Annotated in this window: 21 protein-coding genes; 15 read left to right on the top strand and 6 right to left on the bottom strand. The window is 67.9% G+C overall.

Annotated elements, in window-relative coordinates; genetic code table 11:
• Nucleotides 1-4: 4 nt before the first annotated feature.
• Nucleotides 5-2,884 (bottom strand): TonB-dependent receptor domain-containing protein, encoded by a 2,880-nt coding sequence (locus tag B7L05_RS03650; RefSeq protein ID WP_085808839.1) that lies wholly within the window; start codon nucleotides 2,882-2,884, stop codon nucleotides 5-7.
• 230 nt (nucleotides 2,885-3,114) lie between these two features.
• On the opposite strand from B7L05_RS03650, the gene B7L05_RS03645 reads away from it, so the two are divergent.
• Nucleotides 3,115-3,753, top strand: coding sequence for a TetR family transcriptional regulator (locus B7L05_RS03645; protein ID WP_144037110.1), 639 nt, complete (start codon nucleotides 3,115-3,117; stop codon nucleotides 3,751-3,753).
• A 60-nt stretch (nucleotides 3,754-3,813) separates the two neighbouring features.
• Nucleotides 3,814-5,352 (top strand): AMP-binding protein, encoded by a 1,539-nt coding sequence (locus B7L05_RS03640; protein ID WP_085808837.1) that lies wholly within the window; start codon nucleotides 3,814-3,816, stop codon nucleotides 5,350-5,352.
• On the opposite strand, the gene B7L05_RS03635 is transcribed toward B7L05_RS03640, so the two are convergent.
• From B7L05_RS03635 to B7L05_RS03625, 3 genes are read right to left on the bottom strand one after another with little or no spacing between them, the layout of a single operon-like run.
• On the bottom strand, nucleotides 5,310-7,124 hold the full coding sequence (locus B7L05_RS03635) for an AMP-binding protein (RefSeq protein ID WP_179187108.1): 1,815 nt from the start codon (nucleotides 7,122-7,124) through the stop codon (nucleotides 5,310-5,312). The two genes, B7L05_RS03640 and B7L05_RS03635, sit on opposite strands and share 43 nt — an antisense overlap.
• A gap of 26 nt (nucleotides 7,125-7,150) precedes the next feature.
• Nucleotides 7,151-8,413: an acetyl-CoA C-acetyltransferase gene (locus B7L05_RS03630; protein WP_085808835.1), complete on the bottom strand. Its 1,263-nt coding sequence runs from the start codon at nucleotides 8,411-8,413 to the stop codon at nucleotides 7,151-7,153.
• A gap of 50 nt (nucleotides 8,414-8,463) precedes the next feature.
• Nucleotides 8,464-9,246: an SDR family NAD(P)-dependent oxidoreductase gene (locus B7L05_RS03625; RefSeq protein WP_085808834.1), complete on the bottom strand. Its 783-nt coding sequence runs from the start codon at nucleotides 9,244-9,246 to the stop codon at nucleotides 8,464-8,466.
• Nucleotides 9,247-9,400: 154 nt separating this feature from the next.
• Between B7L05_RS03625 and B7L05_RS03620 the strand changes: the two genes are divergently transcribed.
• The 3 genes from B7L05_RS03620 to B7L05_RS03610 are packed head-to-tail and all read left to right on the top strand — an operon-like array spanning nucleotide 9,401 to nucleotide 11,658.
• Nucleotides 9,401-9,892: a nucleoside deaminase gene (locus tag B7L05_RS03620; protein ID WP_085808833.1), complete on the top strand. Its 492-nt coding sequence runs from the start codon at nucleotides 9,401-9,403 to the stop codon at nucleotides 9,890-9,892.
• Entirely contained in the window at nucleotides 9,889-10,083 is a 195-nt protein-coding gene (locus tag B7L05_RS03615; RefSeq protein WP_085808832.1) for a helix-hairpin-helix domain-containing protein, read from the top strand. The genes B7L05_RS03620 and B7L05_RS03615 overlap by 4 nt, the downstream gene beginning before the upstream one ends.
• 18 nt (nucleotides 10,084-10,101) lie before the next feature.
• Complete coding sequence (locus B7L05_RS03610) at nucleotides 10,102-11,658, top strand: cryptochrome/photolyase family protein (RefSeq protein WP_085808831.1); 1,557 nt, start codon at nucleotides 10,102-10,104, stop codon at nucleotides 11,656-11,658.
• Nucleotides 11,659-11,711: 53 nt separating this feature from the next.
• Here the strand turns inward: B7L05_RS03610 and B7L05_RS03605 are convergent, their stop codons facing one another.
• The gene (locus B7L05_RS03605; protein ID WP_085809084.1) at nucleotides 11,712-13,355 is read right to left on the bottom strand and encodes a S10 family peptidase; all 1,644 of its coding nucleotides are present in this window, start codon (nucleotides 13,353-13,355) and stop codon (nucleotides 11,712-11,714) included.
• A 177-nt stretch (nucleotides 13,356-13,532) separates the two neighbouring features.
• Between B7L05_RS03605 and epsC the strand changes: the two genes are divergently transcribed.
• From epsC to B7L05_RS03560, 9 genes are all read left to right on the top strand, one after another.
• Nucleotides 13,533-14,537: a serine O-acetyltransferase EpsC gene (gene epsC, locus B7L05_RS03600; RefSeq protein WP_144037108.1), complete on the top strand. Its 1,005-nt coding sequence runs from the start codon at nucleotides 13,533-13,535 to the stop codon at nucleotides 14,535-14,537.
• A 224-nt stretch (nucleotides 14,538-14,761) separates the two neighbouring features.
• Nucleotides 14,762-16,003 (top strand): LLM class flavin-dependent oxidoreductase, encoded by a 1,242-nt coding sequence (locus B7L05_RS03595; RefSeq protein WP_085808830.1) that lies wholly within the window; start codon nucleotides 14,762-14,764, stop codon nucleotides 16,001-16,003.
• A gap of 45 nt (nucleotides 16,004-16,048) precedes the next feature.
• Complete coding sequence (locus B7L05_RS03590; protein ID WP_085808829.1) at nucleotides 16,049-17,284, top strand: acyl-CoA dehydrogenase family protein; 1,236 nt, start codon at nucleotides 16,049-16,051, stop codon at nucleotides 17,282-17,284.
• A gap of 41 nt (nucleotides 17,285-17,325) precedes the next feature.
• Nucleotides 17,326-19,065 (top strand): class I adenylate-forming enzyme family protein, encoded by a 1,740-nt coding sequence (locus tag B7L05_RS03585; RefSeq protein ID WP_085808828.1) that lies wholly within the window; start codon nucleotides 17,326-17,328, stop codon nucleotides 19,063-19,065.
• Between the two features lie 46 nt (nucleotides 19,066-19,111).
• Nucleotides 19,112-19,762, top strand: coding sequence for a flavin reductase family protein (locus tag B7L05_RS03580; protein ID WP_085808827.1), 651 nt, complete (start codon nucleotides 19,112-19,114; stop codon nucleotides 19,760-19,762).
• Nucleotides 19,759-20,667, top strand: a complete 909-nt coding sequence (locus B7L05_RS03575) for a LysR family transcriptional regulator (RefSeq protein WP_307718249.1) — start codon at nucleotides 19,759-19,761, stop codon at nucleotides 20,665-20,667. The genes B7L05_RS03580 and B7L05_RS03575 overlap by 4 nt, the downstream gene beginning before the upstream one ends.
• A 142-nt stretch (nucleotides 20,668-20,809) precedes the next feature.
• Nucleotides 20,810-22,054, top strand: a complete 1,245-nt coding sequence (locus tag B7L05_RS03570; protein WP_085808825.1) for an acyl-CoA dehydrogenase family protein — start codon at nucleotides 20,810-20,812, stop codon at nucleotides 22,052-22,054.
• An 88-nt stretch (nucleotides 22,055-22,142) separates the two neighbouring features.
• A complete protein-coding gene (locus B7L05_RS03565; protein WP_085808824.1) occupies nucleotides 22,143-22,928 on the top strand; it encodes a thioesterase family protein in 786 nt (261 codons plus the stop codon).
• A 66-nt stretch (nucleotides 22,929-22,994) separates the two neighbouring features.
• Complete coding sequence (locus B7L05_RS03560) at nucleotides 22,995-23,252, top strand: hypothetical protein (protein WP_085808823.1); 258 nt, start codon at nucleotides 22,995-22,997, stop codon at nucleotides 23,250-23,252.
• Nucleotides 23,253-23,272: 20 nt separating this feature from the next.
• Here B7L05_RS03560 and B7L05_RS03555 read toward each other — a convergent pair whose 3' ends face one another.
• Nucleotides 23,273-23,653, bottom strand: a complete 381-nt coding sequence (locus tag B7L05_RS03555; RefSeq protein ID WP_085808822.1) for a helix-turn-helix domain-containing protein — start codon at nucleotides 23,651-23,653, stop codon at nucleotides 23,273-23,275.
• A 99-nt stretch (nucleotides 23,654-23,752) separates the two neighbouring features.
• Here B7L05_RS03555 and B7L05_RS03550 point away from each other — a divergent pair, with 99 nt between their 5' ends.
• Nucleotides 23,753-24,814, top strand: a complete 1,062-nt coding sequence (locus B7L05_RS03550; protein WP_085808821.1) for an SDR family oxidoreductase — start codon at nucleotides 23,753-23,755, stop codon at nucleotides 24,812-24,814.
• Nucleotides 24,815-24,818: the final 4 nt, after the last annotated feature.

Raw genomic sequence — 24,818 nt, 5'->3', positions numbered from 1 at the left:
GCGCTCAGAACCGGATGCGCCCGCCGATCGTGATGTACCGCCCGACCGTGTCGTAGAGCAGCGGGTCGACGACGCGCGACGTGCCCAGCGTGACGTTGTTGGTGTCTGACGGCGGCGGGTCGCGATCGAACAGGTTGTTGATCGTCAGGAACAGCTCGGGCTTCACGTCGCCCGCCTCGATTTGCTGGCGCAGCGTGAGGTTGGTGTAGAACACCTCGGGCACGCGATTGTTGTCGACGGTGATCGGCGCGATCACGCGGCCGTGCGCGCCGATGAAGCGCTCCTGCACCGACACGGTGGTGCCGCCCGAGGTATAGGTCGCCTGCAGATTCGCGCGCCAGCTGGGGAAGGAGCCGGTGCCGTCGTAGCGCACCGTGGCGACGCCGCGCGCCTCCTGCGTGTAATTGTCGAGATAGGTCGCGATGCCGCGCAGGCTGAACTTGCCACCGAACAGATCGGTCGAATAGCTCGCGTCGAGGTCGATGCCCGAGATCTTGACCGTCGCGATGTTGAGCGCGACGCCGTTGACGTCGGTCAGCCGCCCGTCCGCGCCGCGGATCGTCAGCGCGCACAGGCTCTGGTCGCCGCCGAAACACTGGTTGACGAGCTGCTGCGCCGACAGCGTGGTGATCGCGTCCTCGATCTTGATGTTGTAGTAATCGACCGAGAAGCCGAACCCGGGCAGGAAATCGGGGCGATACGAGAAACCGGCGGCGATCGTCTTGGCGCGCTCGGGCAGCAGATCGGGGTTGCTGCCGGTGAAGGTGAAGACGTTCTGCGTCACCTCGTTGTTGCGGAACGGATCGATGATCGCCGCGACGTTGCGCGTGCGCGGCCCGAACAGGTCGCCGATATTGGGCGCGCGGATGTCGCGCGAATAGGTGCCGCGCAGCCGCAGCCCGTCGATCAGCTCGCTGGTGAGGCCGAGCTTCCACGTCGTCACGCCGCCGCTGGTGCTGTAATCGGTGCGCCGCACTGCGCCGTTGAAGTCGATCGACTTCAGAAAATTCTCGCCGCGGAACAGCGGCACGACGACTTCGCCGAACACTTCCTTCACGTCATAGCCGCCGCCCGATCCTTGCGGGTTGGTCGCGCCGAAGCCGATCACCGAGGAGATCGGGTCGACGCGGATCGTGCCCGACAAGTCGCGATATTCCGCGCCCACCGCCGCGGCGACCTCGCCCGCCCAGGTCGAGAACAGATTGCCGCGCACCGTCAGCGCAACGACGTCCTGCTTGGCGATCGATCGCGCGAAGCCGCTGCCGCCCTGATAGGCGCGCTGTTCGGGCGTGAAGGCGGCGGTGCCGAACGGATTCCACGGCACGCAGCCGTTGGTCGGATTGGTCAGCGTCGAGCGGCAGACGATCTGGCCGGTCGCCGGGTTCACCACCGCGTCCGCGGCGAGCCGCGTGTTGGCGAGCACCCGCTGGTTGTCGGTCTCGAGCAGGTAGCGCGATTCGCCGTGCTCGTAATAGCCGTCGATCGTGAAGCCGCCCAGTGTCGCCTTGAACCCGGTGGTCAGGTTCAGCGTCTTGGTGGTGTTGGTGACGATATTCTGCCCCCACGTCCCGTCGAGCTTGCCGAGTTCGATCGAGGTGAAGCCGTTCGCCGCCATCGTGCGGCGGATGTTGTCGGGCAGGAAGGCGTTGTCGGCCTGAATCACCAGCCCGCCGCTGCCAATGAAATACGGCATCAGCAGCGGGTAGAAGGTCTTGGAATAGCCGTACGAGCCCTCGGCGAAGACGGAGAAGCCGTCGCTGAATTCGAACTCGGCGTGGCCGAACGCGGTCTTGGCGTTGACGTCGGAAACGATCGCAGCCGGGTAGCGCGGGCCTTCGCCACCCACCTCGACGGTGCCGGTGAACAGGTCGCCGTGCTGGTACAGCGACTGCGCGCCGTTGGCGTCGAACTGGATGTCGCGCAGCGTGCCGGCACCGACGCGCGTCGTGCCGCGCCGTGCGCCCGTAATGATCCCGCCATAGGTCGCGGCGGCAAGGTTCACATCCTCGCGAAGCAGCAGCTGCGGCTGGCCGTTGGTCGGCGAATAGGTGGGGTTGGGGACGGTCGCCCAGCCGCGCTGCGCCCAGCCGCGTGCACGCCCGTCGATCGGGTCCTGCTCGTTGATGCTGCCCGACAGGATCACGCTGCCGCGATCCTCGGCGAAGCCGAACCCGGCGGAGGCTTCGGCGGTCCAGCTATGCCCATCGCCGCGCGTCGAGATGCCGTTGCGCAGCTCGCCCATCACCCCGCGAAAGCGCGTGTCGAGCACAAAATTGACGACGCCGGCCACCGCGTCCGAGCCATAGGCGGCCGACGCGCCGCCGGTGACGATGTCGACGCGCTTGATCAGCTGCTGCGGGAACAGCGCGATATCGGCGGTGCCGGTGACGCCCGACGCGGGCGGGCGGCGACCGTCGAGCAGCACCAGCGTGCGGGTGATGCCCAAGTTGCGCAGGTTCGCGGTGCTAGCCGTGCTCGATACCGATCCGCCGGGGGTGAAACTCGGCGTCGAGGGGCCGGTCGAGCCGGTCAGCTGCGGCAACTGGCGCAGCGCGTCGGTGATGTTGGGCGCGGCGTTCTTCAGATCCTCGCTGCCGACGACGGTGATCGGCGTTGGCGCCTGATAGCCGTTGCTGACGACGCGCGATCCGGTGACGACGATGTCGCCGTCGATCGACGCGGCAGATGCCTCAGGCGCCTGCTCGGCGGGCTGCAGTGCATCCGTCTGTGATTGCCCCGGCGTGCCCTTTTCCGCCTCGCCCGTAACAGCGGCGTCGGGCACGGTGCCGATCCCGGCGAGCGGGGTCTGCGCCGTAGCTGCGGTCGCGCTCATCGCGCTCAGTGCGATGATCGAGCTGCACGCCAGCATGTTGATGAGTTTCACAGGCCCGTCCTCTCCCTTTCGTCGCGGCGCCGTTGGCGGGAAGGGCGGGCCTCGTATGCTCGAGGATACCGCCACGCGCCGACGCCGCGACCTGCCGTCACGACATCCATTTAACGGATGATCAATGGTGCGCTTAATGATTGGTCATGATCGACTTTACAAGCGTGAAAATCGCCGCCACCTGTTAGTCCGAGAGTGTGTCGGCAAAAAGCACGGATAGGGGTCTCGGCGTGTCTTCAGTGATCGATCCCGCCGCCGCCCGGCTCGGCGCGTCCAGCCGCGCGGTACTGCTCGATGCCGCGCGTGACCTGATGATTGAGCGCGGCAGCACCGACGTATCGCTCCATGCGATCGCGCGCCGCGCCGGGCTCACCGCACCGCTCGTCAAATATCATTTCGGCAGCAAGGAGGGTCTGCTCACCGCATTGGTCGAGGCGGACACCGCGCGCTCGATCGGCCAGCTCGACGATCTCGTCGCGCTGGACGTGACGCCGACGCAGAAGCTGCGGCTGCACGTCACCGGCATCATCCGCACCTATGCCCGTCACCCCTATCTCAACGGGCTGCTCAACCGGCTCGTGCGCGATTCGGGGCACGAGGCGTCGGCGCGGATCAAGGCGAACTTCGTCACTCCGCTGATCGACGCGCAGCGCCGCATCATTGAGGCAGGGATCGCTGCGGGCGAGTTTCGCGCGATCGATCCCGACCACGCCTATTTCATGATCGTCGGCACGTGCCAGTATCTGTTCGCGACGCGCGTGCCGTTCCGCGACATGATGGGCGGCGCGCCCGCGCAGGACGCGTTCGTGCGCAGCTACGCCACTGCCGCGGTCGACTTCATCCTCGCTGGCCTCGCCGCCCCGCGCTGACCCTCACCAAGCCTACACGAACCCTACACGAAGCCCCACCAGAGCCCCCAGGAAACCCCGATGCATCCTCGCCGCTTCGCCACCGAAACGCCCGACAAGCCCGCCTACGTCATGGCCGGCAGCGGCGAGAGCGTGAGCTACGCCCAGCTTGAGGCACGCGCCAACCAGGTCGCGCACTGGCTGCGCGGGCAGGGCGTCGCGGCGGGTGACGTCGTTGCGCTGATGGTGGAAAACCATCCGCGGCTCTACGAATTGCTGTGGGGCGCGCAGCGCATCGGCCTCCATTACCTGCTGATCGCGACAGGGCTCACGGCGGGCGAGGCAAGCTACATCCTGCGCGATGCCGACGCGCGGATCGCGATCGTCTCGCGCAAGGTGAACGATCGCCTCGGTGAAGATGCGGACCTGCCATGCCCGGTCGCGATCCTCGACGACGATCTCGTCACCGCGATCCGTAGCTTCCCCGAAACGCCCGTGGCGAACGAGGCGCCGGGTACCGATATGCTCTATTCGTCGGGCACGACGGGCTTTCCCAAGGGGATCAAGTCACCACTGCCGGCCAGCTTCGACGCGGCGCCGCGCGCGGTGTCGATCGGCGCGCAATATTTCGGGTGCGGGCAGGACAGCGTCTATCTCTGTCCCGCGCCGCTCTACCACGCGGCGCCGCTGCGTTGGAGCCTCGCGATCCATCGCCACGGCGGCACGGTGGTGCTGATGGAGCGGTTCGACGCCGCCGCCGCGCTCGCCGCGATCGAGCGACACCGCGTGACGGTGGCGCAGGTCGTGCCGACGCATCTGGCGCGCATGCTGGCGCTTCCCGCTGAAGTGCGCGAGCGCCATGACCTGTCCTCGCTCGTCTCGGTCTTCCACGCCGGCGCGCCATGCCCCGTACCGCTCAAGCAGCGCGCGATCGACTGGCTCGGCCCGATCGTCGGTGAATTCTACAGCGGCACCGAAGGGGTCGGCATCACCGTCGCCACCTGCGCCGACTGGCTCGCACGGCCCGGCACCGTCGGTCGCGCGGTGCAGGCCGAGATCCGCATCTGCGACGCCGACGGCGAGCCGCTGCCGGTGGGGGAGGAGGGGCTGGTGCGCTTCGCCAACGCCAATCTCTTCGCCTATCACAACGATCCCGAGCGGACCGCCGCGTCGTTTAATCAGCATGGCTGGCCGACGCTCGGCGACATCGGCCGGCTCGACGCCGACGGCTTCCTCTTCCTTACCGATCGCGCGAATTTCATGATCATTTCGGGCGGGGTGAACATCTACCCGCAGGAGATCGAGAACCGGCTGGTGCAGCATCCCGCGGTCGCCGACGCCGCGGTGATCGGCGTGCCAGACGAGGAAATGGGCGAGCGCGTCGTCGCGCTGATCGAGCCCGCCGCATGGCCAGTGAACGATGCGGCAGCATTCGCCTCTGATCTCGATCGGTTCGCGCGCGGCGGGCTGAGCGCGGTGAAGGTGCCGCGCCGCTACGTCTTCCGCGCGACGCTCGATCGCACCGATACGGGCAAGCTCGTCAAGCGCCGCCTGCGCGACACGCTGCTCGCGGAGGATCAGACGAGCAGCAGCACGGCGTCGTCGGGGGTCGCGGCGTAGAGCCGCGCGACCGCGTCGGTGCGGCGGGCGAGCACTGCACGCTGGTTGATATAGCCCTTCTCGGTAATCTCGCCCGCCGCGACACTCGGCGGCTCGTCGAGCAACAGCAGCCGCGCGACTTGGCGCGACGATCCGCCCTGCGCGGCATTGAACGCGCGAAGCCGCGCGGCAATCGCCTGCTCGGCCGCAGCACGATCGAGATCGGCGCCGGCGAGCCAGGCTAGCGCGCCGAGATAAGGCCGGTCAGCGCCGGTGATGACTACGTCACGCAGATACGGGCTGGCCGCGGCGACCACCGCCGGGCGCAGCGTGCCGACCGACACCCAGGTGCCGCTCGTCAGCTTGAAATCCTCTGAAATGCGCCCGTCGAACTCTAGCCCCAGCGTAGGGTCGGCCGGATCGACGAAGCGCGCCGCGTCGCCGAGGCAATAAAAACCTTCCTCGTCGAACGCTGCGGCATTCTGCTCCGGCGCGCCGAGATACCCCGCCATCACCGACGGCCCCTTAACGCGCACCTCCAGCTTGTCGCCGACCGGCGCGAGCTTAAGCAGCACGCCGGGCAAGGGAACGCCGATCATGCCGACTGCGCGCGTCGGCCAGTGCACCATCGTGATCCCCTGCACCTCGGTCGAGCCATAGGTGGTGATGATCGGGATCGTCCGCCCGATGACCTCGAGCGCGAGCCGCTGCACGCGATCCGCCAGGTCCTGCGACAGCGCCGCGCCGCCATAGGCCATCCAGCGCAGACCGGGGAGCAGCGCTGCCGCCGCCGTCCAGTCGCGTTCGAGCGCGGTGACGAGCATCTCGAACGCGATCGGCGCCGAACTGAACAGCTGCGGCTTTACGTCCAGCAGGTTGTGCAGCGTTGTCGCGAACTGCCCGGGCAACGGTCGCCCGTCGTCGAGATACAGGGTGCCGCCGGCCCATATGTTGTTGTTGAAGCCGATATTGCCGGCGCTGAGATGGCTCCACGGCATCCAGTCGACCGATGTCGGCGGACAACGCTCGGCCGGGTCGGCCATCAGCCCGGCGCGCGCGGCGACCATCGCCGTCATCATGCCGTGCGTCTGCGGCACGGCCTTGGGCATGCCGGTGGAGCCCGAGGTGAAGAGATATTTGGCGATCGTCGCGTGGTCGATCGCGGCCAACGCGGAGTCGACCGCCGGCGTTTCCGCAATAGCAGTGAGCGTATCGAGCGCGATCGTATTGCCGGCGCCATCGGCCGAGACGGTGATGACGTCGGGCAGCAGCGCGCGCACTGCCGCGATGGCGTCGGCATAGGCCGCGCCTGCCTCGACGAAGACGACACCGGGGCGGATCGTGGCGGCGCAGTGGCGCAGCTTGGCATGATCACTCGCGCCGAGGCTGTACGCCTGGCTCAGCGCGGTCGAGGGTCTGCCGGCGAGGTAGCAGCCTAGCATCACCGTCGCGTGCGCGACCGAATTGCCCGACAGGACGAGGACGCCGCCCGCTGCGCCCGGCTGCGCGAGCAGCCACTGCGCGAAGCCACGCGCGCGCGCCGCCATCTCGCCGTACGTAAGCCCGCGCCACGCGCCTTCGGCATCGCGCTGCAGGATGAACGGCCGGTCGGCGTGGCTCGCCGCCTGATCGAGGAACAGGTGCGCGATCGAGCGCGGGGGCGAGGCCGGCGGGTAAGGCGAGCGGAGCAGGATTGCGCCGTCGTCGCGGCGCTCGATCTCGACCGCGCGTGCGACATAGGGAAGCGAGCTTGCCGCGGGTTCGGCAATCTTGTTCGCCACTGCCTCGGCCATCGCGCCCTCCTGTTTCTGCATTTCGATCAGATCGCGTCGACGCGCTCGATGATTAGCGCCGGCGCCATGCCGCCGAAGGCGCATTGTGTGATCAGCGCGTAGCGGCCGCCGGTACGTTCGAGCTCGTCGAGCGCGGTGCCGATCAGCATCGATCCGGTCGCGCCGATCGGATGGCCGAGCGCGATCGCCCCGCCGTTGACGTTGACCTTGGCACGGTCGAGCCCGAGGTCGCGGATCGCCTTTTCGGTGACGACCGCGAACGCTTCGTTGATCTCCCACACGTCGATATCGTCGATCGCCAGCCCGGCACGGGCCAGCGCCTTTTTCGCGGCTGGCACGGGCGCGTTGAGGATCAGCGTCGGGCAATCGCCGTGGTTCACCGCGGTAACGATGCGCGCACGCGGTGTCCAGCCGTTCGCCTTCAGCCCTTCGGCCGAAGCGAGCAGCAGCGCCGCCGATCCGTCGACGACGCCCGACGAGGTGCCGGCGTGGTGCACCGGCTCCCACTCCAGATCGGGGTATTTGCGCTGGATCATCTGCTTCATCGTCGTGCCGTCGGGCGCGGCAGCGACGTCGTTGATCGCCGCGAAGCTCGGTTTCAACGCCGCGAGCGTTTCCGCCGTCGTCTGCGGCCGCGGAAACTCGTCACGGTCGAGCGCGATGGTGCCGTCGTCGTTGTGGACGGGCACCACGCTGCTGTCGAAACGCCCCTCCGCCATCGCCACCGCGGCGCGGCGCTGGCTCTCGGCGCCGAACGCGTCGAGCTCTTCGCGGCTGATCCCCTCCATCGCTGCGATCGCGTCTGCCGCGACGCCGACGTGCGAAATCGGATGATCGTCGTAGAGTGCGTAATTGCCTTTCGCGCGACCAAGCGCGGCGAGGGGCGTGCCCTGTTCCCAGGCGTCCGCCTCGGCATGGTGGCTCATCATCTCGGTGCCGCCGGCGATGACGACGTCCTCGAACCCCGCCATGATCTGCGACGCGGCGAAGCCGACGCTGCTGATCCCGCCGCCGCAATAGCGATCGAGCGTGACGCCCGAGGCGTTGACGTCATAACCCGCGAAGAGCGCGGAAAGCCGGCCGAGATCGCCGCCCTGCTTGCCGCGCTGCTGGCTGGTCGACCAGATGATGTCGTCGACCGTCGAGGTATCGAGCGCGTTGCGGTCGCAGAGCGCGCGCAGCACCGTTGCACCGAGATGCTGAGGATGAAGATGGGTGAGCGCGCCCTTGCCCGGGCGGCCCGCGCCACGCGGGGTGCGCACCGCGTCGACGATATAGGCGTTGGTCATGCTCGCTCTCCTGCCGCGCGTCTCGATCGTATGCCGCTGCCGCTTGCCGATCAGCGCGGCGCCATGCGGATCGCGCCGTCGAGGCGGATCGACTGGCCGTTGAAGTAGCTGTTGCGGACCAGTTCCAGCGCCAGCGAGGCATATTCGGTCGGCTTGCCGAGACGCTTGGGGAAGGGCACCGAGGCGCTGAGATTGTCGAACACCTGCTGCGGCAGGCGGCCGAGTAGCGGCGTGCCGAAGATGCCGGGCATGATCGCGTTGACGCGGATGCCGAGGTCCATAAGGTCGCGCGCCATCGGCAGCACCATGCCGTTGATCCCCGCCTTGCCCGCACCATAGGCGATCTGGCCGATCTGCGCGTCCTGTGCGGCGACCGACGAGGTAAGGATGATCGTGCCGCGCTCGCCGTCTTCGAGCGGGTCGAGGCCCGCCATACCAAGCGCCGAAAGCGAGGCGAGGCGGTAGCTGGCAATCAGGATGCCCTGCGTCGCAAATTCGAAATCCTCGGTCGAGAAGCGGGTGAGCTCACCGGTCTGCTTGTTGCGGCCGACCGTCTTGCCCTTGCGGTTGGCCATCGCGCAGTGGACGAGGATTCGTTCCTGCCGGTGAGCTGCGCGCGCCTGTTCGAAGCCGGCAACGACTGATTCCTCGCTGGTGATGTCGACCTTGCAGAACAGCCCGCCGATCGCCTGTGCGACCTCGCTGCCGGCTTCCTCGTTGAGATCGAAAATCGCAACGCGGACGCCCGCCGCCGCCAGTGCTTCCGCCGTTGCACGGCCCAGCCCCGAGGCACCGCCGGTGACGACTGCCGCGGTTTCGTTGGTGATTTCCACTCGACCCTCCCAAAGTTTTTACGACCATTAAGGAGGCTTTTGGGGGGAGGCAAGAGGGGGGTTTGAGTGGACTCCGTGTAGGCTCGAGGTGGACCGGTCGAGCGGCATGGGGCGAAGTTGGAGGTGCTGCGTTGTGCACCGCGAAGGGAAAGTCATGACACCCGATGACGAACATTGGATGCGCGAAGCGATCAGGATCGCGCGCTCGAAAGGATCCGATCCGTCGACTTCGCCGCTGGGCAGTGTGATCGTGCTCGACGGCAAGGTGATCGGGGCCGAGCGTAACCAGACCAAGGAATTGCCCGACGCGACCGCTCACGCCGAGATGATGGCGATCCGCCGTGCGTGCGAGGCGACGGGCGAGCTCGAGCTGCGCGGCGCGACGCTTTATTCGACGCTGCAGCCGTGCGGGATGTGCACCATGGCGTCGATCTGGTCGAAGGTCGGGCGCGTCGTATACGGCGCGGGGCGCGACGACGTGCACGAGATGTATTTCGAGGCGCGCCACGTCGACACGCTAAGCTTCATCGCCGACGCTTATCGCGACGACATCGTGATCGAGGGCGGCTGCCTGCGCGCCGAATGTGCCAAGCTATACTACGGCCCCGATGCCGATCTTCCCGAAGAGGAGCAGGCGAACCTATGATCGACGTCAACACGGCGAGTGCCGACGAGCTCGACCAGGTGCCCGGACTGGAAGGACACGGGTTCGAGATCGTGCGCTATCGCAGCGAGCGCGGCGGGTTCACCGACCTGCGCCAGCTGGCGGAGGTGCCGGGACTTGCCAGCAAGGCGGAAGCCGCCGCGGGCGAGCTGCGCGTCGGCGCGGGCGATTAGCGGCCGGCCTACGGACGCGTGACGATCCTGATTCCGGTGCTGGGCGACCAGCTGTCGCCGACACTCGCCAGCCTGCGCGACGTCGATCGGGCGAACGCGATCGTGCTGATGATGGAGGTGTGGGACGAGGCGACCTACGTCCGGCACCACAAGAAGAAGATCGCGCTGATCTTCTCCGCGATGCGCCACTTCGCCGCCGAGCTGCGCGCGGACGGCTGGACGGTCGATTACGTCACGCTCGACGCCGACGGTAATACGCACAGCTTCACCGGCGAGGTGCGCCGCGCGGTCGAGCGGCACGCGCCGGCATCGATCCGCGTCGTCGCCGGCGGTGAATATCGCGTGCGCCAGCAGCAGGACGAGTGGGCGGATAGAGCCGGGCTGCCGGTCGAGATCCTGGAAGACGATCGCTTCGTCTGTCCGCTACCCGATTTCTACGCCTGGGCGCAGGGACGGCGCGAGTTTCGCATGGAGCATTTCTATCGCGACATGCGGCGCCGCACCGGACTTCTGCTGACGCCCGCGGGCAAGCCCGTCGGCGATCAGTGGAATTTCGACCACGACAATCGCGGGACGCCGCCGCGTGGGCTGAACTATCCCGCGCCGGCGCGGTTCGCGCCCGATGAAACGACGCGCGAAGTGCTCGATCTCGTCGCCAAGCGCTTCGCCGGGCATTTCGGCGATCTGGAGCCGTTCGGCCTGCCGGTGACGCGCGCGCAGGCGCTGGAAGCGCTGGACCAGTTCGTCGCGACCGCGCTGCCCGATTTCGGGCAGTACCAGGACGCGATGATCGCCGGGCAGGATTATCTGTACCACAGCAGCCTGTCGTCGAGCATCAACCTGGGGCTGCTCGATCCGATCGAGGTGTGCGAGGCAGCGGTGGCGGCGTACGAGAAGGGCGACGCGCCGCTCAACTCGGTCGAGGGGTTCGTTCGGCAGATCATCGGCTGGCGCGAATATATGCGCGGCATGTACTGGTGGGACATGCCCAAGTTCGCCGAGCGCAACGCGCTGAAGGCGAAGCGCGCGCTGCCCGACTTCTACTGGACTGGCGAAACCCAGATGCGCTGCCTGGCGCAAAGCGTCGATCAGACGCGGCGCGAGGCTTATGCGCATCATATCCAGCGGCTGATGGTGCTGGGCAATTTCGCGATGCTCGCCGGCGTCGATCCCCAGGCGATCTCCGACTGGTTCCTGGTCGTCTATTTCGACGCGTACGAGTGGGTCGAGATGCCGAACGTGATCGGGATGAGCCAGTTCGCCGATGGCGGCATGATCGCGTCCAAACCCTATGCCGGATCGGGCGCGTACATCGATCGGATGTCGGATTATTGCGGGCGCTGCCGCTACGACGTGAAGCAGAAGACCGGGCCCGATGCGTGCCCGTTCAACGCGCTCTACTGGGACTTTCTCGCGCGGCACGAGAAACGGTTCGCGGGCAACGCGCGGATGCGCAACATGTACGCGACGTGGCGCCGCTTCAGCCCCGAGCGGCAGGCCGAGTATCGCGCAAGCGCGGCGGCGTTCCTGGACACGCTGGAGCCGGCCGGGAAGGGCTGGGCGCGCGAGGGCTGAGCTGGTGAGACCGGGCGGCGACGAGGCGTAGGCCGCGCGCCGCCCGGCTGGGATCAGTTCGGCGTCTCGGTCGGCGCCGGAGCAGCGCTGCTCGTCGGCGGAACGGGCGGCGTGGCCGAGCGCGCGTCGGACACCGCCTCGTCGTACCAGCGCGACAGATCGGCCTTCATCTGGCGCAGCGCGTCGGGATTGAGATACGTCATGTGCCCGGCGGGATAGTAGGTATAGCGCAAATTCTCCTGCTGCGCGGGCTCGAGCATCATGTGACCGAGATCGTTCTCCGTGCCGAAGAACGGCGTCGCCATATCGTAATAGCCGTTCATCGACAGCACCTTGAGATACGGATTGCCGCGCATCGCGGCGGCAAGATCGATTGCGGTGTTGGGATTGTTCTGGCTGCCGTAGCCGCCGCCGGGCGCCTTGTGCTTCCAATTCCAGTTCCAGCCCGCGCCGTCGCGCGCCGACAGGCGGTACGGGAGGTCAGTCTGATAGCCGAGCGTCGCGGTGAGATAGTTGCGGAACGAGGCGATGTACGCGCCGGAGATCGCGTCCGACGACGCGTCGGTCTCCGGCCGCTCGCCCGCGGCGTCGGTATCGATGCCGAGATAGCGCGAATCGAACCGACCGATCGTGCGTGCCGATCCGCGCAGCAGCTCCTTCTGGAAACGCGGCAGATCGATCCGCAGGTTGGCGCGCTTGATGAACTCGGGCGACAGGCCGATCAGCTGGCTCATCCGCTCCGCCACCTGATCGCGCTCCTGCGGGGAGATCAGCTGCCCCTTGGCAAGCGCGGCCATGTAGGGGCCGGTGGCGAAGGCGCGCGCCTCGGCGACGATCGTCGCGACGTCCGCCGGGCGGTTCTGGATCCGGTTATGGTACCAGGCGGTCGCGGCGTAGCTTGGCAGGTAGTTGAGATAGACCTGGTCGAGCCCCGGCTGGCGGTAGCCGTAGTTCATGATCGAGCTCAACAGGATGACGCCGTTGAGCGCCATGCCGCGATCCTGCAGCTGATAGGCGAGCGCGCCAGAGCGCAGCGTGCCGTAGCTTTCGCCGAGGATGAACTTGGGGCTCATCCAGCGGCTGTATTTGGTGACATAGCGTTCGATCGCGCGGGCGAAGACGTCGACGTCCTCGTCGACGCCGTAGAATTGCTCGGGCTTCATGTCGCCGAGCGGGCGCGAATAGCCCGAGCCGATCGCGTCGAGGAACACGAGATCGGTCTTGTCGAGCAGCGAATCGGGATTGGGCCCGACGTCGTACGGCGCGGGGCGGACGAATTCGGGGCTGGTGGTGCGGATGCGGACCGGTGCGAACGATCCCATGCGCAGCCAGAACGACGGCGAGCCGGGCCCGCCGTTGTAGAGGAAGGTGATCGGCCGCTTGGTGCCCGGCTTCGTCCCGTCGAGCGTATAGGCGGTATAGAACATCGATGCGGTCGGCTTGCCTTCCGAATCGCGCGTGGTGAGCGTGCCCGCCGACGCGACATAGGCGTAGCGCTTGCCGCCGATCGTCACGCTGTCGCGATGGCGCACCTCGGTTTCCTCGACCGGCGCGGTGGCCCAGCCGGCTTCCGCCTCCGCCTTCACCGTCTCGGCGTGGCTCTTCGCGGGCGGCTTGGCGGGGGCGGCGGCGTCTTGCGCGAAAAGCGCGGTAGGAGCGGCGGTGGCGACGAGCGCGAGAAGGAAGTGCTTGGTCACGAACAACCTTTTCTGGGGAGACTCCGGCAGGATGCCGGGGAGAGAGGGACAGCCCGTCTTCCCTTCATTTGCGACGCGGCGCAAGCGGGCTGCGCACACCGCGTCGTCGAACGGGTATGGCGAACGGGTGGCGGGTTCGCCTTGGCAGGCATGATCGGCTAGCGGGGCGGGGGAATCATGACGGACGATCAGGCGATGACGAGCGACGAGGCCGAAGCGGGCGCGATCGGGGCGGCGAGCTGGAACCTCGACGCGCTCGCGTCAGGCCTTCAGGCGGCGCGTGACGACTGGCGGCGATCGCGCCAGCGCGACGTGGGCAACGGTGAGGCGCCGTTTCCCTCGCGCCGCGTGGTGGCGGCGATCCGCGACGATCTGGCGGGGGCGCTGTTCCCGCTGCGGCTCGGCACCGGCGGGGTGCGGCCGGACAATGAGAGCGCTTATGTGCGCGAGACGCTCGATCGCGCGCTCACCGGGCTCGCCGAGCAGGTACGGCTGGAGCTGATCCACCAGCGCCGGGGCGTGGGCAACGACGCGGGCGCGGCGGCGCGCGCGATCGTCGCCGCCTTCGCGCAGCGGCTGCCCGGCATCCGGCGGCTGATCGATAGTGACGTCACCGCGGCCTATGTCGGCGATCCAGCGGCGCGCAGCGTGGACGAGATCCTGCTGTGCTATCCCTTCGTCACCGCGATGGTATGCCACCGCCCGGCGCATGCGCTGTACGAGCTTGGCGCGCCGCTGGTGGCGCGAATGCTCGCCGAGATCGCACATTCGGAGACAGCGATCGACATCCATCCCGGCGCGCGGATCGGCGGAAGCTTCTTCATCGACCACGGCAGCGGGGTGGTGATCGGCGAGACGGCGATCATCGGCGAGCGCGTGCGCATCTACCAGGCGGTGACGCTGGGCGCGCGCAGCTTCCCCACCGATGAGGACGGCGCGCTGACCAAGGGGATCGCGCGGCATCCGATCGTCGAGGATGACGTGGTGATCTACGCCGGGGCGACGATCCTTGGGCGGGTGACGATCGGCGCGGGATCGGTGATCGGCGGCAACGTGTGGCTGACGCAGGACGTGCCGCCGCGCAGCGTGATCCACCAGGCATTCGCCGAGCGCGAGAAGGTGAAGACGTGCATCGTGCCCGCCGGGCACGTCGTGAGCGAGCCGGCCCGCGACGACGCGTGACGCGCGACAATTCGAACCTAGGGTATCCGCGCAGGCCATTGACAAACCGGCGGCCGGCGCGAACAAATAAGTCGAAGTGATTAGAACCCGTGGCAAGCGGGTCAGGACCGATACGGGGCGTCGCGGGGGCGCTTCGGGGACAGGATGCCGATCCGTTCGTCGCCGGGCCAGCGCCCGCGCCGTGCTCGTCGCGTGTCCGTGGCAGACGCGTTGAGAGGTTGACCATGGCTCGATTGAAATTCGGTGCGTTCCTCGCGCCGCACCACCCGATCGGCGAGCATCCGATGCTCCAGTTCCGCGGCAACATCGCGCTCGCCAAGCATATGGACGAGCTGGGCTTCGACGAATTCTGGGTCGGCGAGCACCATTCCACCGGCTGGGAGACGATCGCTTCGCCCGAGCTGTTCCTGGCGGCGGTGGGCGAGCAGACGCAGCGCATCCGGCTGGGCACGGGCGTCGTTTCGCTGCCGTACCACCATCCGTTCAACGTCGCGCAGCGCATCGTCCAGCTCGACCACATGACGCGCGGGCGGGTGATCTTCGGCACCGGGCCGGGCGCCTTGCCGTCCGACGCGTACATGCTGGGCATCGACCCGATGACGCAGCGCGACCGGCAGGACGAGGCGATCGGCGTGATCCGCCGGCTGTTCGCGGGTGAACGGGTGACCCATGAGAGCGAGTGGTTCACGCTGCGCGACGCGCGGCTGCAGCTGTTTCCGTTGCAGGAGGACATGCCGTTCGTCGTCGCCTCGTCGATCAGCCCGTCGGGCATGACGCTGGCGGGCAAATACGGCATTGGCGCCTTGTCGATCGGCTCCAATTCGGACGCCGGGCTCGCCGCGCTGCCGACGCAATGGGGCTTTGCCGAACAGGCGGCAGCGAAATCGGGCAAGACGGTGAGCCGCGACAATTGGCGCGTGCTGATGAGCTGGCACATCGCCGAGACGCGCGAGCAGGCGCGCGCCGAGGCGGGCGCCGGGCTGATGAAGTGGCACAACGAATATACCGTCGGCACGCTGATGCGGCCGGGGGCGAAGGAATTCACCTCGCCCGATCACGCGGTGGACGAGACGGCGTTCGCCGACGGCGCAGCGGCGGTGATCGGCACGCCCGACGATCTGGTGGCGGCGATCCGCAAGCTGCTCGCATCGGCCGGGGGCTTCGGCACGGTGCTCGGCTTCGCGCACGACTGGGCCAACCGCGCTAACACGCTGAAGAGCTGGGACCTCGTCGCGCGCTACGTCATCCCGGAGATCCACGGGCTGCTCGAGGGATATCGCACGTCGCGGCAGTATGTCGTCGACCACCGGGAATCGTTCGAGCGTGCAGGCCAGGCGGTGCTCTCCAAGATCATGTCGCACGAGGGCGCGGCGGCGGCGCTGAAGGCCGGGCAGGAGGGCGGCGTCGCGATGCGATCGCCCAATGCGCCCGATCTCAACAAGGCCGCCGAGGCGATGAAGAACTGATCGTCGATCACGGCGACCGAACTACTTTCCCGAAAAGGATGCCGCATGTCGATCGACTTTGAAATTCCCGCGGAAGCCAAGGCGATCCGCGCCAAGGTGCGCCAGTGGGTGCACGACGAGTGCAAGCCCGCCGAGAAGCGGCTAACCGACGGCGAGGATTACAAGACGGTCCTCAACGAGCTGCGCGGCAAGGCGCGCGCGCAGGGGCTGTGGTGCCCGTTCATTCCCAAGGAATATGGCGGCATGGGGCTCGGCCCGCTCGCCAATGCGCTGGTGCAGATGGAGCTGGGCGAGAGCCACCTCGGCGCCTTGTCGATGAACACGCAGGGGCCCGACGACGCGACGATGATGACGCTGCTGGCGCACGGCACCGAGCACCAGAAGGAGAAGTACCTCAAGCCCCTGCTCAACGGCGAGAAGCGCATCTGCTATTCGATGACCGAGAAGGCGGCGGGTGCCGACGCCACCGGCATGCAGACGCGCGCGGTGAAGGACGGCAATGAGAATTACGTGCTGAACGGCGAGAAATGGTTCTCGTCCGCCGCCAGCGTCGCCGACATCGCGCTCGTCATGGCGATGACCGATCCCGACGCGCCGCGCCACCAGCGCTATTCGACCTTCATCGTCGAACTGCCGAACCCCGGCTACAAGATCGTCCGCGACATCGAGACGATGGCGGTGCACGGCCCGCTGACCGAGATCCTCGGTGGCGGCCATTCGGAAGTCGAGATCAAGGACCTGGTCGTCCCCGCCGAGGATCTGCTGGGCGGCGAGGGCAACGGCTTCAACATGGGGCAGCACCGGCTCGCCTACGGCCGGCTGCGCCATGGCATGCACAACGTGTCGGTGGCGCAGCGCGCGCTCGACCTTGCGACCGCGCACGTCGTCAAGCGCGAGACGTTCGGCAAGAAGCTGTCCGAGCGGCAGGGCGTGCAGTGGATGCTCGCCGATTGCGCGGCGGAGATCTACAAGGCGCGGCTGATGCTGCTCCACATTGCCTACAAGGCGGAGCGCGGCGACGATATCCGGCAGGAGAATTCGATCGCCAAGATCTTCCTCGCCAACATGGTGCATCAGGTGGTCGACACCGCGATCCAGCTGCACGGCGCGTTGGGCTTCAGCCTCGATACCCCGCTTGCCGCCTGGTACACGCACATCCGCTCGCAGCGGCTGGTCGATGGGCCGGACGAGGTGCACCGCTGGACGGTAGGCCGCAACGTCATCAAGGCGTTCGAGCGCGAGGGAACGACGGCGTCCGCGTGCGGCGGCGACCTGCTCTGATCGAATAGCGACGGACTGGAGCGGCGCGGGGAGGCGAGCGGATGGCGGACAAGAGCTGGCCGGCGGTGGGGATCCAGGAGACCTACCGCATCCTCACCGCGCCCGGCGCGCCGTTCGAGATGCGCGACGCGGTGATCCGCGGCGTGACGCTGCGCACCTACGTCAATGCGCTGAACGATCTGCGGCAGGTGTTCGACCTGGGCCGTGGCTGGGGCGAGCGCGAGTTCATCGTCTACGAGGGCGAGCGGCAGAGCTACGCCGCGCATTTCCGCGCGGCCGGGGCGCTCGGGCGCGTGCTGGCCGAGCGCTACGGCGTGAAGAAGGGCGATCGGCTGGTCGTCGCGATGCGCAACCTGCCCGAATGGTCGATCGCCTTCTGGGCGGGCGTATCGATCGGCGCGGTGGTGACGCCGCTCAACGCCTGGGGGCTGGGCGACGAGCTGGCGTACGGGATCAGCGATTCGGGCGCGCGCGTCGCGATCGTCGACAGCGAGCGGCTCGAACGGCTCGCGCCGCATGTCGCCGGGCTCGATCTCGACGCACTGATATCGGTGCGGACGGGGGACGATCACGGCACCGGCGCGGTGACGCTCGACGCGCTGATCGGCCCGCGCGACGGCTATGCCGACCTGCCCGACGATCCGATGCCCGATCCAGCGCTGCACACCGACGATCCGGCGACGATCCTCTACACCAGCGGAACGACCGGCAGGCCCAAGGGCGCGCTGGGCACGCACCGCAACGTGCTGAGCAACGTCATTTCGATTGCGTTCAACGGTGCGCGCGCCGCGATCCGGCGCGGCGAGGAACTGCCCGCGCCAGATCCCGACGCGGCGCAGCGCGTAAACCTGCTGCCGGTGCCGCTGTTCCACGTGACAGGCACCAATTCGATGCTGATCCCGAGCGTGATCGCGGGCGCGAAGCTCGTGCTGATGCACAAGTGGAATGCCGAGCGGTTCCTGGAGCTGGTCGAGCGCGAGCGCGTCAATTCGACGACGGGCGTACCGGCGATGGTGTGGCAGGTGCTCGAATCGCCCGACTTCGCGCGGCGCGATCTCTCCAGCCTCGACAGCTACGGCTATGGCGGGGCGGCGATCGCGCCCGAGCTGACGCAGCGCTTCGCCGAACTGTTTCCGTGGTTCAAGCCGGGGCAGGGCTATGGCGCGACCGAGACGTCATCGGTGTCGGTCGGCAACAGCGCGGAGGATTATCTGCGCCATCCTGACAGCGTCGGCCTGCCGGTGCCGGTGTGCGACGTGAAGGTGGTCGACGCCGCGGGTAACGCGCTGCCGCCGGGCGAGGCGGGCGAGTTGTGGATCCGCGGGCCCAACGTGGTGGTGGGATATTGGAACAAGCCCGAGGCGACCGCCGAGAGCTTCACCGACGGCTGGTATCATACCGGCGACATCTGCCGCATCGACGACGAGGGCTTCGTCTATCTGCTCGATCGCGCCAAGGACATGCTGATCCGCGGCGGCGAGAATGTCTATTGCGTCGAGATCGAGGACGTCCTCGTCACCCATCCCGCGATCATGGACGCGGCGGTGGTCGGCCTGCCGCACCGCATCCTGGGCGAGGAAGTGGGTGCGGTGGTGCAGCTGCGGCCCGGCGCGGAAGCAAGCGAGGCGGCGCTGATCGCCTACGCCGCACGCCACCTGGCGCCGTTCAAGATACCGGTGCGGATCGACGTGCGCACCGCCGAGTTTCCGCGCAACGCCAGCGGCAAGACGCTGAAGCCGGTGCTGCGCGCCGATCTGCTGGCCCGGCTCGGCGCGGCGTGAACGAAGCGGCTTCCCTCGACCGCTGATTGGTGAGACGGCGGCGCGCATGAAGTTCGTCATGGCCGATCTGCCGCCACGCCAGCGCTACAGGCTGCTCGTCTCCACCGTGACACCGCGGCCGATTGCCTGGGTGACGACGCGCGGCCGCAACGGCGTGGTGAATGCGGCGCCGTACAGCTTCTTCAACGCGATGGGCGACGATCCGCCGCTGCTGGTGCTCGGGCTGCTCAAGGACGGCGAGGGCGCGAACAAGGATACCGCGACCAACATCATCGAGACGGGCGAGTTCGTCGTGAACCTTGTCAGCGAGGACGATGCCGAGGCGATGAACCAATCGTGCGTCGATGCGCCGCGCGATGTGAGCGAGATTGATTACGCCGGGATCGAGACCGCGCCTGCGACGCGCGTCGCGCCGCCGCTGATCGCGAGCGCGCCGGTGAGCTTCGAGTGCGTCCGGCGCGAGCTGCTCGAGATCGGGCCACGTCAGGTGATCGCGGTGGGCGAAGTGCTGGTCACGCATATCCGCGACGCGTTCGTCACCGATCCCGAAAGGTTGCATATCGATACTGCGGCGATGAAGCTGATCGGGCGGATGCACGGCGCGGGGACGTATCTGCGCAACAGCGATACCTTCACGATGCAGCGCCCCGCCTATGATCCGGGACGCGCAGGCAGGGCTGACGGAGAGGCGCGATAAGGCCGATCAGCCGCATCGACCTGAACCTGCTCGGCACGTTCGAGGCGATCTACACGCACGGCGGGGTTACGGCGGCGGCGCGGCACCTGCACCTGTCGCAATCGGCGATCAGCCACGCATTGGCGCGACTGCGCGTCGCGTTCGACGACGAATTGTTCGTGCGCGCGGGCAATGCGATCGTGCCGACCGCGCTGGCGCGATCGATCATCGATCCTGTGCGCGACGCGCTGCGCGGCATGGAGCAGGCGATGATCGCCGCGGTACGTTTCGACCCGGGGACGTCGACGCGGTCGTTCCGCATCGGACTGCGCCAGGCGAACGAAGCGCGGGTATTCGCCGGCATCGTCGCTGCGGGGCTGCGCGCGGCGCCCGGCGTGACGCTGGCGAGTGTCAACTTTCGCCGTAGCGAGGTGGCGGACGCGCTGGCGCGCGGCGAGCTCGACCTCGCGATCGACGTCGCGAGTGACGCGACGATCGGGCTCCACGCGGCCCCCTTGCAGACTGACACGATGGTGGTGGCGGCACGGCGCGGCCATCCGCGGATCGCGGGCGCGATCGATCTCGCCGCGTACCTCGCGGCCGATCACGTCCAGGCGTCGCCGCGCCCGTCGGGGCCGGGGCTCGAGGACGAGGGGCTGGCGGCGCTCGGCGAGACGCGACGGGTGGCGATCCGCTGCCAGAACATCTGGTCCGCGTGGCAGGTGGTGGCGCAGACCGACCTTCTCCTGACGCTGCTGGCAACGCATGCGGCGACGCTGCTGCCAGTCGCCGACAACCAGATCCTGCCGCTGCCGTTCGCGATCGCGCCGCGACCGTTGCAATTGCTGTGGCATCCGGCGGCAACGCGCGATCCGGGCAATATGTGGCTGCGCGATCTTGTCCAGGGGCGGCTGGCGGAGGCTTAGCGGCCAACGTCGGACGGTCGCATCGGCTGCTCGCACTAACACAGTCATGCAGCACGTTCATGACGGCGATCGCGGATCAGCATTGGCGTCGATGGGCATCGGGCCGCTATTGCGGGCGCAGTTACACTGCTGGGTGGGAATAATGTCCAACATCTTCACGATTCCGGAACTCGACGATCTGCGCATGTCGGAAGGCGTGCGGCCGCTGTTTGACGCGGTGAAGGCGTTCGTGCGCGATCACGTCGACCCGATCTATCCCGAGTTCGAGCGGCTGGGCGAGGGGCGCGCCGACCGCTGGAGCTTCGCGCCGGGACAGCTCGAACTGCTGCAGGGAGCGAAGGACAAGGCGAAGGCGGCGGGGCTGTGGAACTTCTTCCTGCCCAACGCCGAGACGGGGGAGGGGCTGTCAAACCTTGATTATGCCTATATCGCCGCTGAGCTCGGCAAGTCGCCGCTCGCCTCCGAAGCACTCAACTGTTCGGCGCCCGATACCGGCAACATGGAAGTGCTCGAGCGCGTCGGCACGCCCGAGCAGAAGAAGCAGTGGCTCGAGCCGCTGCTCGCCGGCGAGATCCGCTCCGCCTATGCGATGACCGAGCCGGACGTCGCCTCGTCCGACGCCAAGAACGTGCGCTGCGCCGCGCGGCTCGAGGGTGACGAATGGGTCATCAACGGCGAGAAGCATTACATCTCGGGCGCCGGCGATCCGCGCTGCAAGGTGATGATCACCATGGTGCGCACCAATCCCGATGCGCCGTCGTCGCAGCAGCAGTCGCAGATCCTGGTGCCAATGGACGCGCCGGGCGTCGAGATCCTTGGTGCGATGGAAGTGTTCGGCAAGGACCACGCGCCGCGCGGGCACATGCACCTGCGCTTCAACAACGTGCGCGTGCCGCGCGAGAACATCCTGTTGGGTGAGGGCCGCGGCTTCGAAATCTCGCAGGTGCGGCTCGGGCCGGGGCGTATCCACCACTGCATGCGCACGATCGGCAAAGCGGAGATTGCGCTCGACCTGATGGTGAAGCGTGGCAATTCGCGCGAGGCGTTCGGCCACTCGCTGATCATGCTCGGCAAGAACCTCGAGCTCGTCAGCCGCGCGCGGATCGAAATCGAGGCGATGCGGCTGATGGTGCTGAAGGCGGCGAAGGCGATGGACGTGCTGGGCAACCGCGAGGCGCGCGTGTGGGTCAGTATGGTGAAGGCGATGGTGCCCGAGAAGACCTGCCAGATCCTCGACCAGGCGATCCAGATTCATGGCGCCTACGGCATGAGCCAGTTCACCCCGCTCGCCGAACTCTACGCCGACGTGCGCCACCTGCGCTTCGCCGACGGGCCGGACGAGGTGCACCACATGGTGGTCGGCCGCAACGAGCTGGCACTGCACTGATCGCCCTATCCAAGCGACACAACAGGCGACAGTAAAGGCGCCGGGGAACATCGCGGTTCCCCGGCGCCTTTACTTTAAGGGGATCCGAGTGACCGATGCCATCTTCACGCGCGACGGCGCCGGGTTCGTCGCGAGCGGCTATGCCGCGGGGCCATGGCACCCGGGCCTGCAGCACGGCGGGGCGCCGTCCGCACTGGTCGCCTGGGCGGCGGAACAGGTGCCGACTGCCTCGCCGATGCGCGTTGCGCGCGTGACGGTCGAGCTGCTGCGGCCGGTGCCGGTCGATCGGCTGGCGGTGGAGACGGAGGTGATCCGTGACGGGCGCAAGATCCAGCTCGTCCAGGTGCGGCTGCTGCACGCCGACAAGGAAGTGACGCGCGGGATCGTGCTGCGCGTGCGGATCGGCGACGAGTCTTTGCCCGAGGGGGCGGGGATCGCCGGCGGGCCGGGATCGCCCGACGACGTGCCGCCTGACACGACATTCCAGCGCGAACTGCCGAGCCGCATCAACTTCGGCGCGAACTTCGACATGCGGCGCATCCGCGGCGGCTTCGGGCAATTGGGGCCGGGTAAGATGTGGTTCCGCCAGCACCGCGCGCTGATCGCGGGCGAGCCGCAGACTCCCGCGACGCGCGCGATGGCAGTGGCGGATTTCTCCAACGGCATCGCGCCGATGTTGCCGTTCGACGCGTGGACCTTCCTCAACGCCGACTTGACCGTCAGCTTCGCTCGCGTGCCTGAGGGCGATTGGATCTTCTCCGACGCGGAGACGTGGCTGGGCGAGGATGGCGCGGGGCTGGCGATGACGCGGCTCGGCGACGCGCGCGGCTGGTTCGGGCGCGCGGTGCAGTCGCTGATCGTCGAGCGGCGCTGACCGGCGTGCGTGGCGGGACGGCCAACCGGTACTTTATGCTGCGTTGGCGGCGCGCGGAGGTGACGGGTGGCGGATGATTACGCGCACGGCCGCCGCGACGGGCTGCGGCTCGCGCTCGCGATCCTCGCGGCGGAGGAGGCGAAATGGGCGGCGCTGCTCGGCGAAAGCCGATCGTGGCGAACCAACCAGATACGCGAGGTTCGTTATAAAACGCTGCAGGTGGCGCAGAAGCGCGTGCAGACCGCGCTCAATCGGATGAGCCCGAAGGAAGCGGACGGGACGAGCGAGGAGCTCGCGGCGGCGCTCGACAAGCTCGGGCTGTAGCGGCCGGGCGCGCCGGGCAGTCAGGCGCGGCGGGCGGTGGGGCGCACGCCGAGCGCGTCGAGCGCATCGGCATTGTCGCGGCCCCAGGCGTAGAGCAGCTCGACCGGCTCGACGAAACGGCAGCCGAGCGGGGTGAGGCGATATTCGACCGCGGGCGGCATCGCGCTTTCGACGTGGCGCGTGACGAGGCCCGCGCTCGCCATGTCGCGCAGCGTCTGCGTCAACATCTTCTTCGAAATGCCGGGCAGGCTGCGCTGGAGCACGCCCGTGCGCGCGGCACCGGCGTGACGCGCATGGAGCGTGTGGAGGACCATGCTGGTCCATTTCGTCGCGAACAGCGCGAGGACGCGGCGTGGCGCGCAATCCTCGCGCCAGTCCGCGTCTGGTGTGCCGGGTGTCATTCGTGGTTACCTGTCGGTGCCCGGAGGCGTGAATGGTGCCGTCTGGAAGCGTTCGGCGGCGATGCCTAGTTCTCGGTGCGACGAGACGAAGGATCGGACATGGCAAAGACGGCATTGGTGGTGGGCGCGAGCGGGATCGTCGGCAGCGCGACGGCGGCGTTGCTGGTGGCCGAGGGCTGGACCGTTCATGGTCTGGCACGCGGCGCGGTGCGGCAGGACGGCGTGACGCAGGTGCGCGCCGATCTGCTCGATGCGGCGGGCACGCGCGCGGCACTGGCGGACGTGTCGCCCGATGCGGTGTTCATCAGCACGTGGCTGCGGCAGGACAGCGAGGCGGAGAATATCCGCGTCAATGCGGCAATGGTGCGCAACCTGCTGGCCGCGCTGCCCAAGGCGGACGCGCCGCGCCATGTCGCGTTGGTGACGGGGCTGAAGCATTATCTCGGGCCGTTCGAGGCGTATGGCAAAGGCAGTTTGCCGCAGACGCCGTTTCGCGAGGAGCAGGAGCGGCTCGACGTCGAGAACTTCTATTATGCGCAGGAGGACGAACTGTTCGCGGCCGCGGCGCGCGACGGGTTCAGCTGGAGCGTGCACCGCCCGCATACCGTGATCGGCAAGGCGGTGGGCAATGCGATGAATATGGGCACGACGCTGGCGGCGTACGCCAGCTTGTGCCGCGAGCTGGGCCGGCCGTTCGTCTTCCCCGGGTCGGCGGCGCAGTGGGAGGGGCTGACCGACATGACCGATGCGGGGCAGCTGGCGCGGCATCTGCTGTGGGCAGTGGAGACGCCGGCGGCGCATGACGAGGCGTTCAACGTCGTCAACGGCGACGTCTTTCGCTGGCAATGGATGTGGGAGCGGATCGCGGAGTGGTTCGGCGTCGACGCGGCGCCGTTCGACGGCGTGGTGCGGCCGCTGGAGGAGCAGATGGCGGATGACCAGGAGGTGTGGCGCTCGATCGCGGAACGTCATGGATTGGTGGAGGCGGATCTGACGCGGCTCGCGTCGCCGTGGCACACCGATGCCGATCTCGGCCGGCCGATCGAGGTGGTGACCGACATGTCGAAGAGCCGGCGATTGGGCTTCACGGCCTATCAGCCGACCGACGACGCCTTTTTCGCACTGTTCGCACAATTGCGGGCCGATCGGCTGATCCCGTGACGAT

It is taken from the genome of Sphingomonas sp. TZW2008, from assembly GCF_002117915.1.
Taxonomy (GTDB): domain Bacteria; phylum Pseudomonadota; class Alphaproteobacteria; order Sphingomonadales; family Sphingomonadaceae; genus Sphingomonas.
Note: the sequence above shows the minus strand (reverse complement) of the source record. Positions and strands in the feature narration are given on the sequence as shown.

Excerpts from the sequence above, each read along its gene's own strand:
- B7L05_RS03640 (WP_085808837.1), top strand. The coding sequence starts at position 3,814 with ATGCATCCTCGCCGCTTCGCCACCGAAACGCCCGACAAGCCCGCCTAC.
- B7L05_RS03635 (WP_179187108.1), bottom strand. The coding sequence starts at position 7,124 with ATGGCCGAGGCAGTGGCGAACAAGATTGCCGAACCCGCGGCAAGCTCG.
- B7L05_RS03630 (WP_085808835.1), bottom strand. The coding sequence starts at position 8,413 with ATGACCAACGCCTATATCGTCGACGCGGTGCGCACCCCGCGTGGCGCG.
- B7L05_RS03620 (WP_085808833.1), top strand. The coding sequence starts at position 9,401 with ATGACACCCGATGACGAACATTGGATGCGCGAAGCGATCAGGATCGCG.
- B7L05_RS03615 (WP_085808832.1), top strand. The coding sequence starts at position 9,889 with ATGATCGACGTCAACACGGCGAGTGCCGACGAGCTCGACCAGGTGCCC.
- epsC (WP_144037108.1), top strand. The coding sequence starts at position 13,533 with ATGACGGACGATCAGGCGATGACGAGCGACGAGGCCGAAGCGGGCGCG.
- B7L05_RS03595 (WP_085808830.1), top strand. The coding sequence starts at position 14,762 with ATGGCTCGATTGAAATTCGGTGCGTTCCTCGCGCCGCACCACCCGATC.
- B7L05_RS03590 (WP_085808829.1), top strand. The coding sequence starts at position 16,049 with ATGTCGATCGACTTTGAAATTCCCGCGGAAGCCAAGGCGATCCGCGCC.
- B7L05_RS03585 (WP_085808828.1), top strand. The coding sequence starts at position 17,326 with ATGGCGGACAAGAGCTGGCCGGCGGTGGGGATCCAGGAGACCTACCGC.
- B7L05_RS03580 (WP_085808827.1), top strand. The coding sequence starts at position 19,112 with ATGAAGTTCGTCATGGCCGATCTGCCGCCACGCCAGCGCTACAGGCTG.
- B7L05_RS03570 (WP_085808825.1), top strand. The coding sequence starts at position 20,810 with ATGTCCAACATCTTCACGATTCCGGAACTCGACGATCTGCGCATGTCG.
- B7L05_RS03555 (WP_085808822.1), bottom strand. The coding sequence starts at position 23,653 with ATGACACCCGGCACACCAGACGCGGACTGGCGCGAGGATTGCGCGCCA.
- B7L05_RS03550 (WP_085808821.1), top strand. The coding sequence starts at position 23,753 with ATGGCAAAGACGGCATTGGTGGTGGGCGCGAGCGGGATCGTCGGCAGC.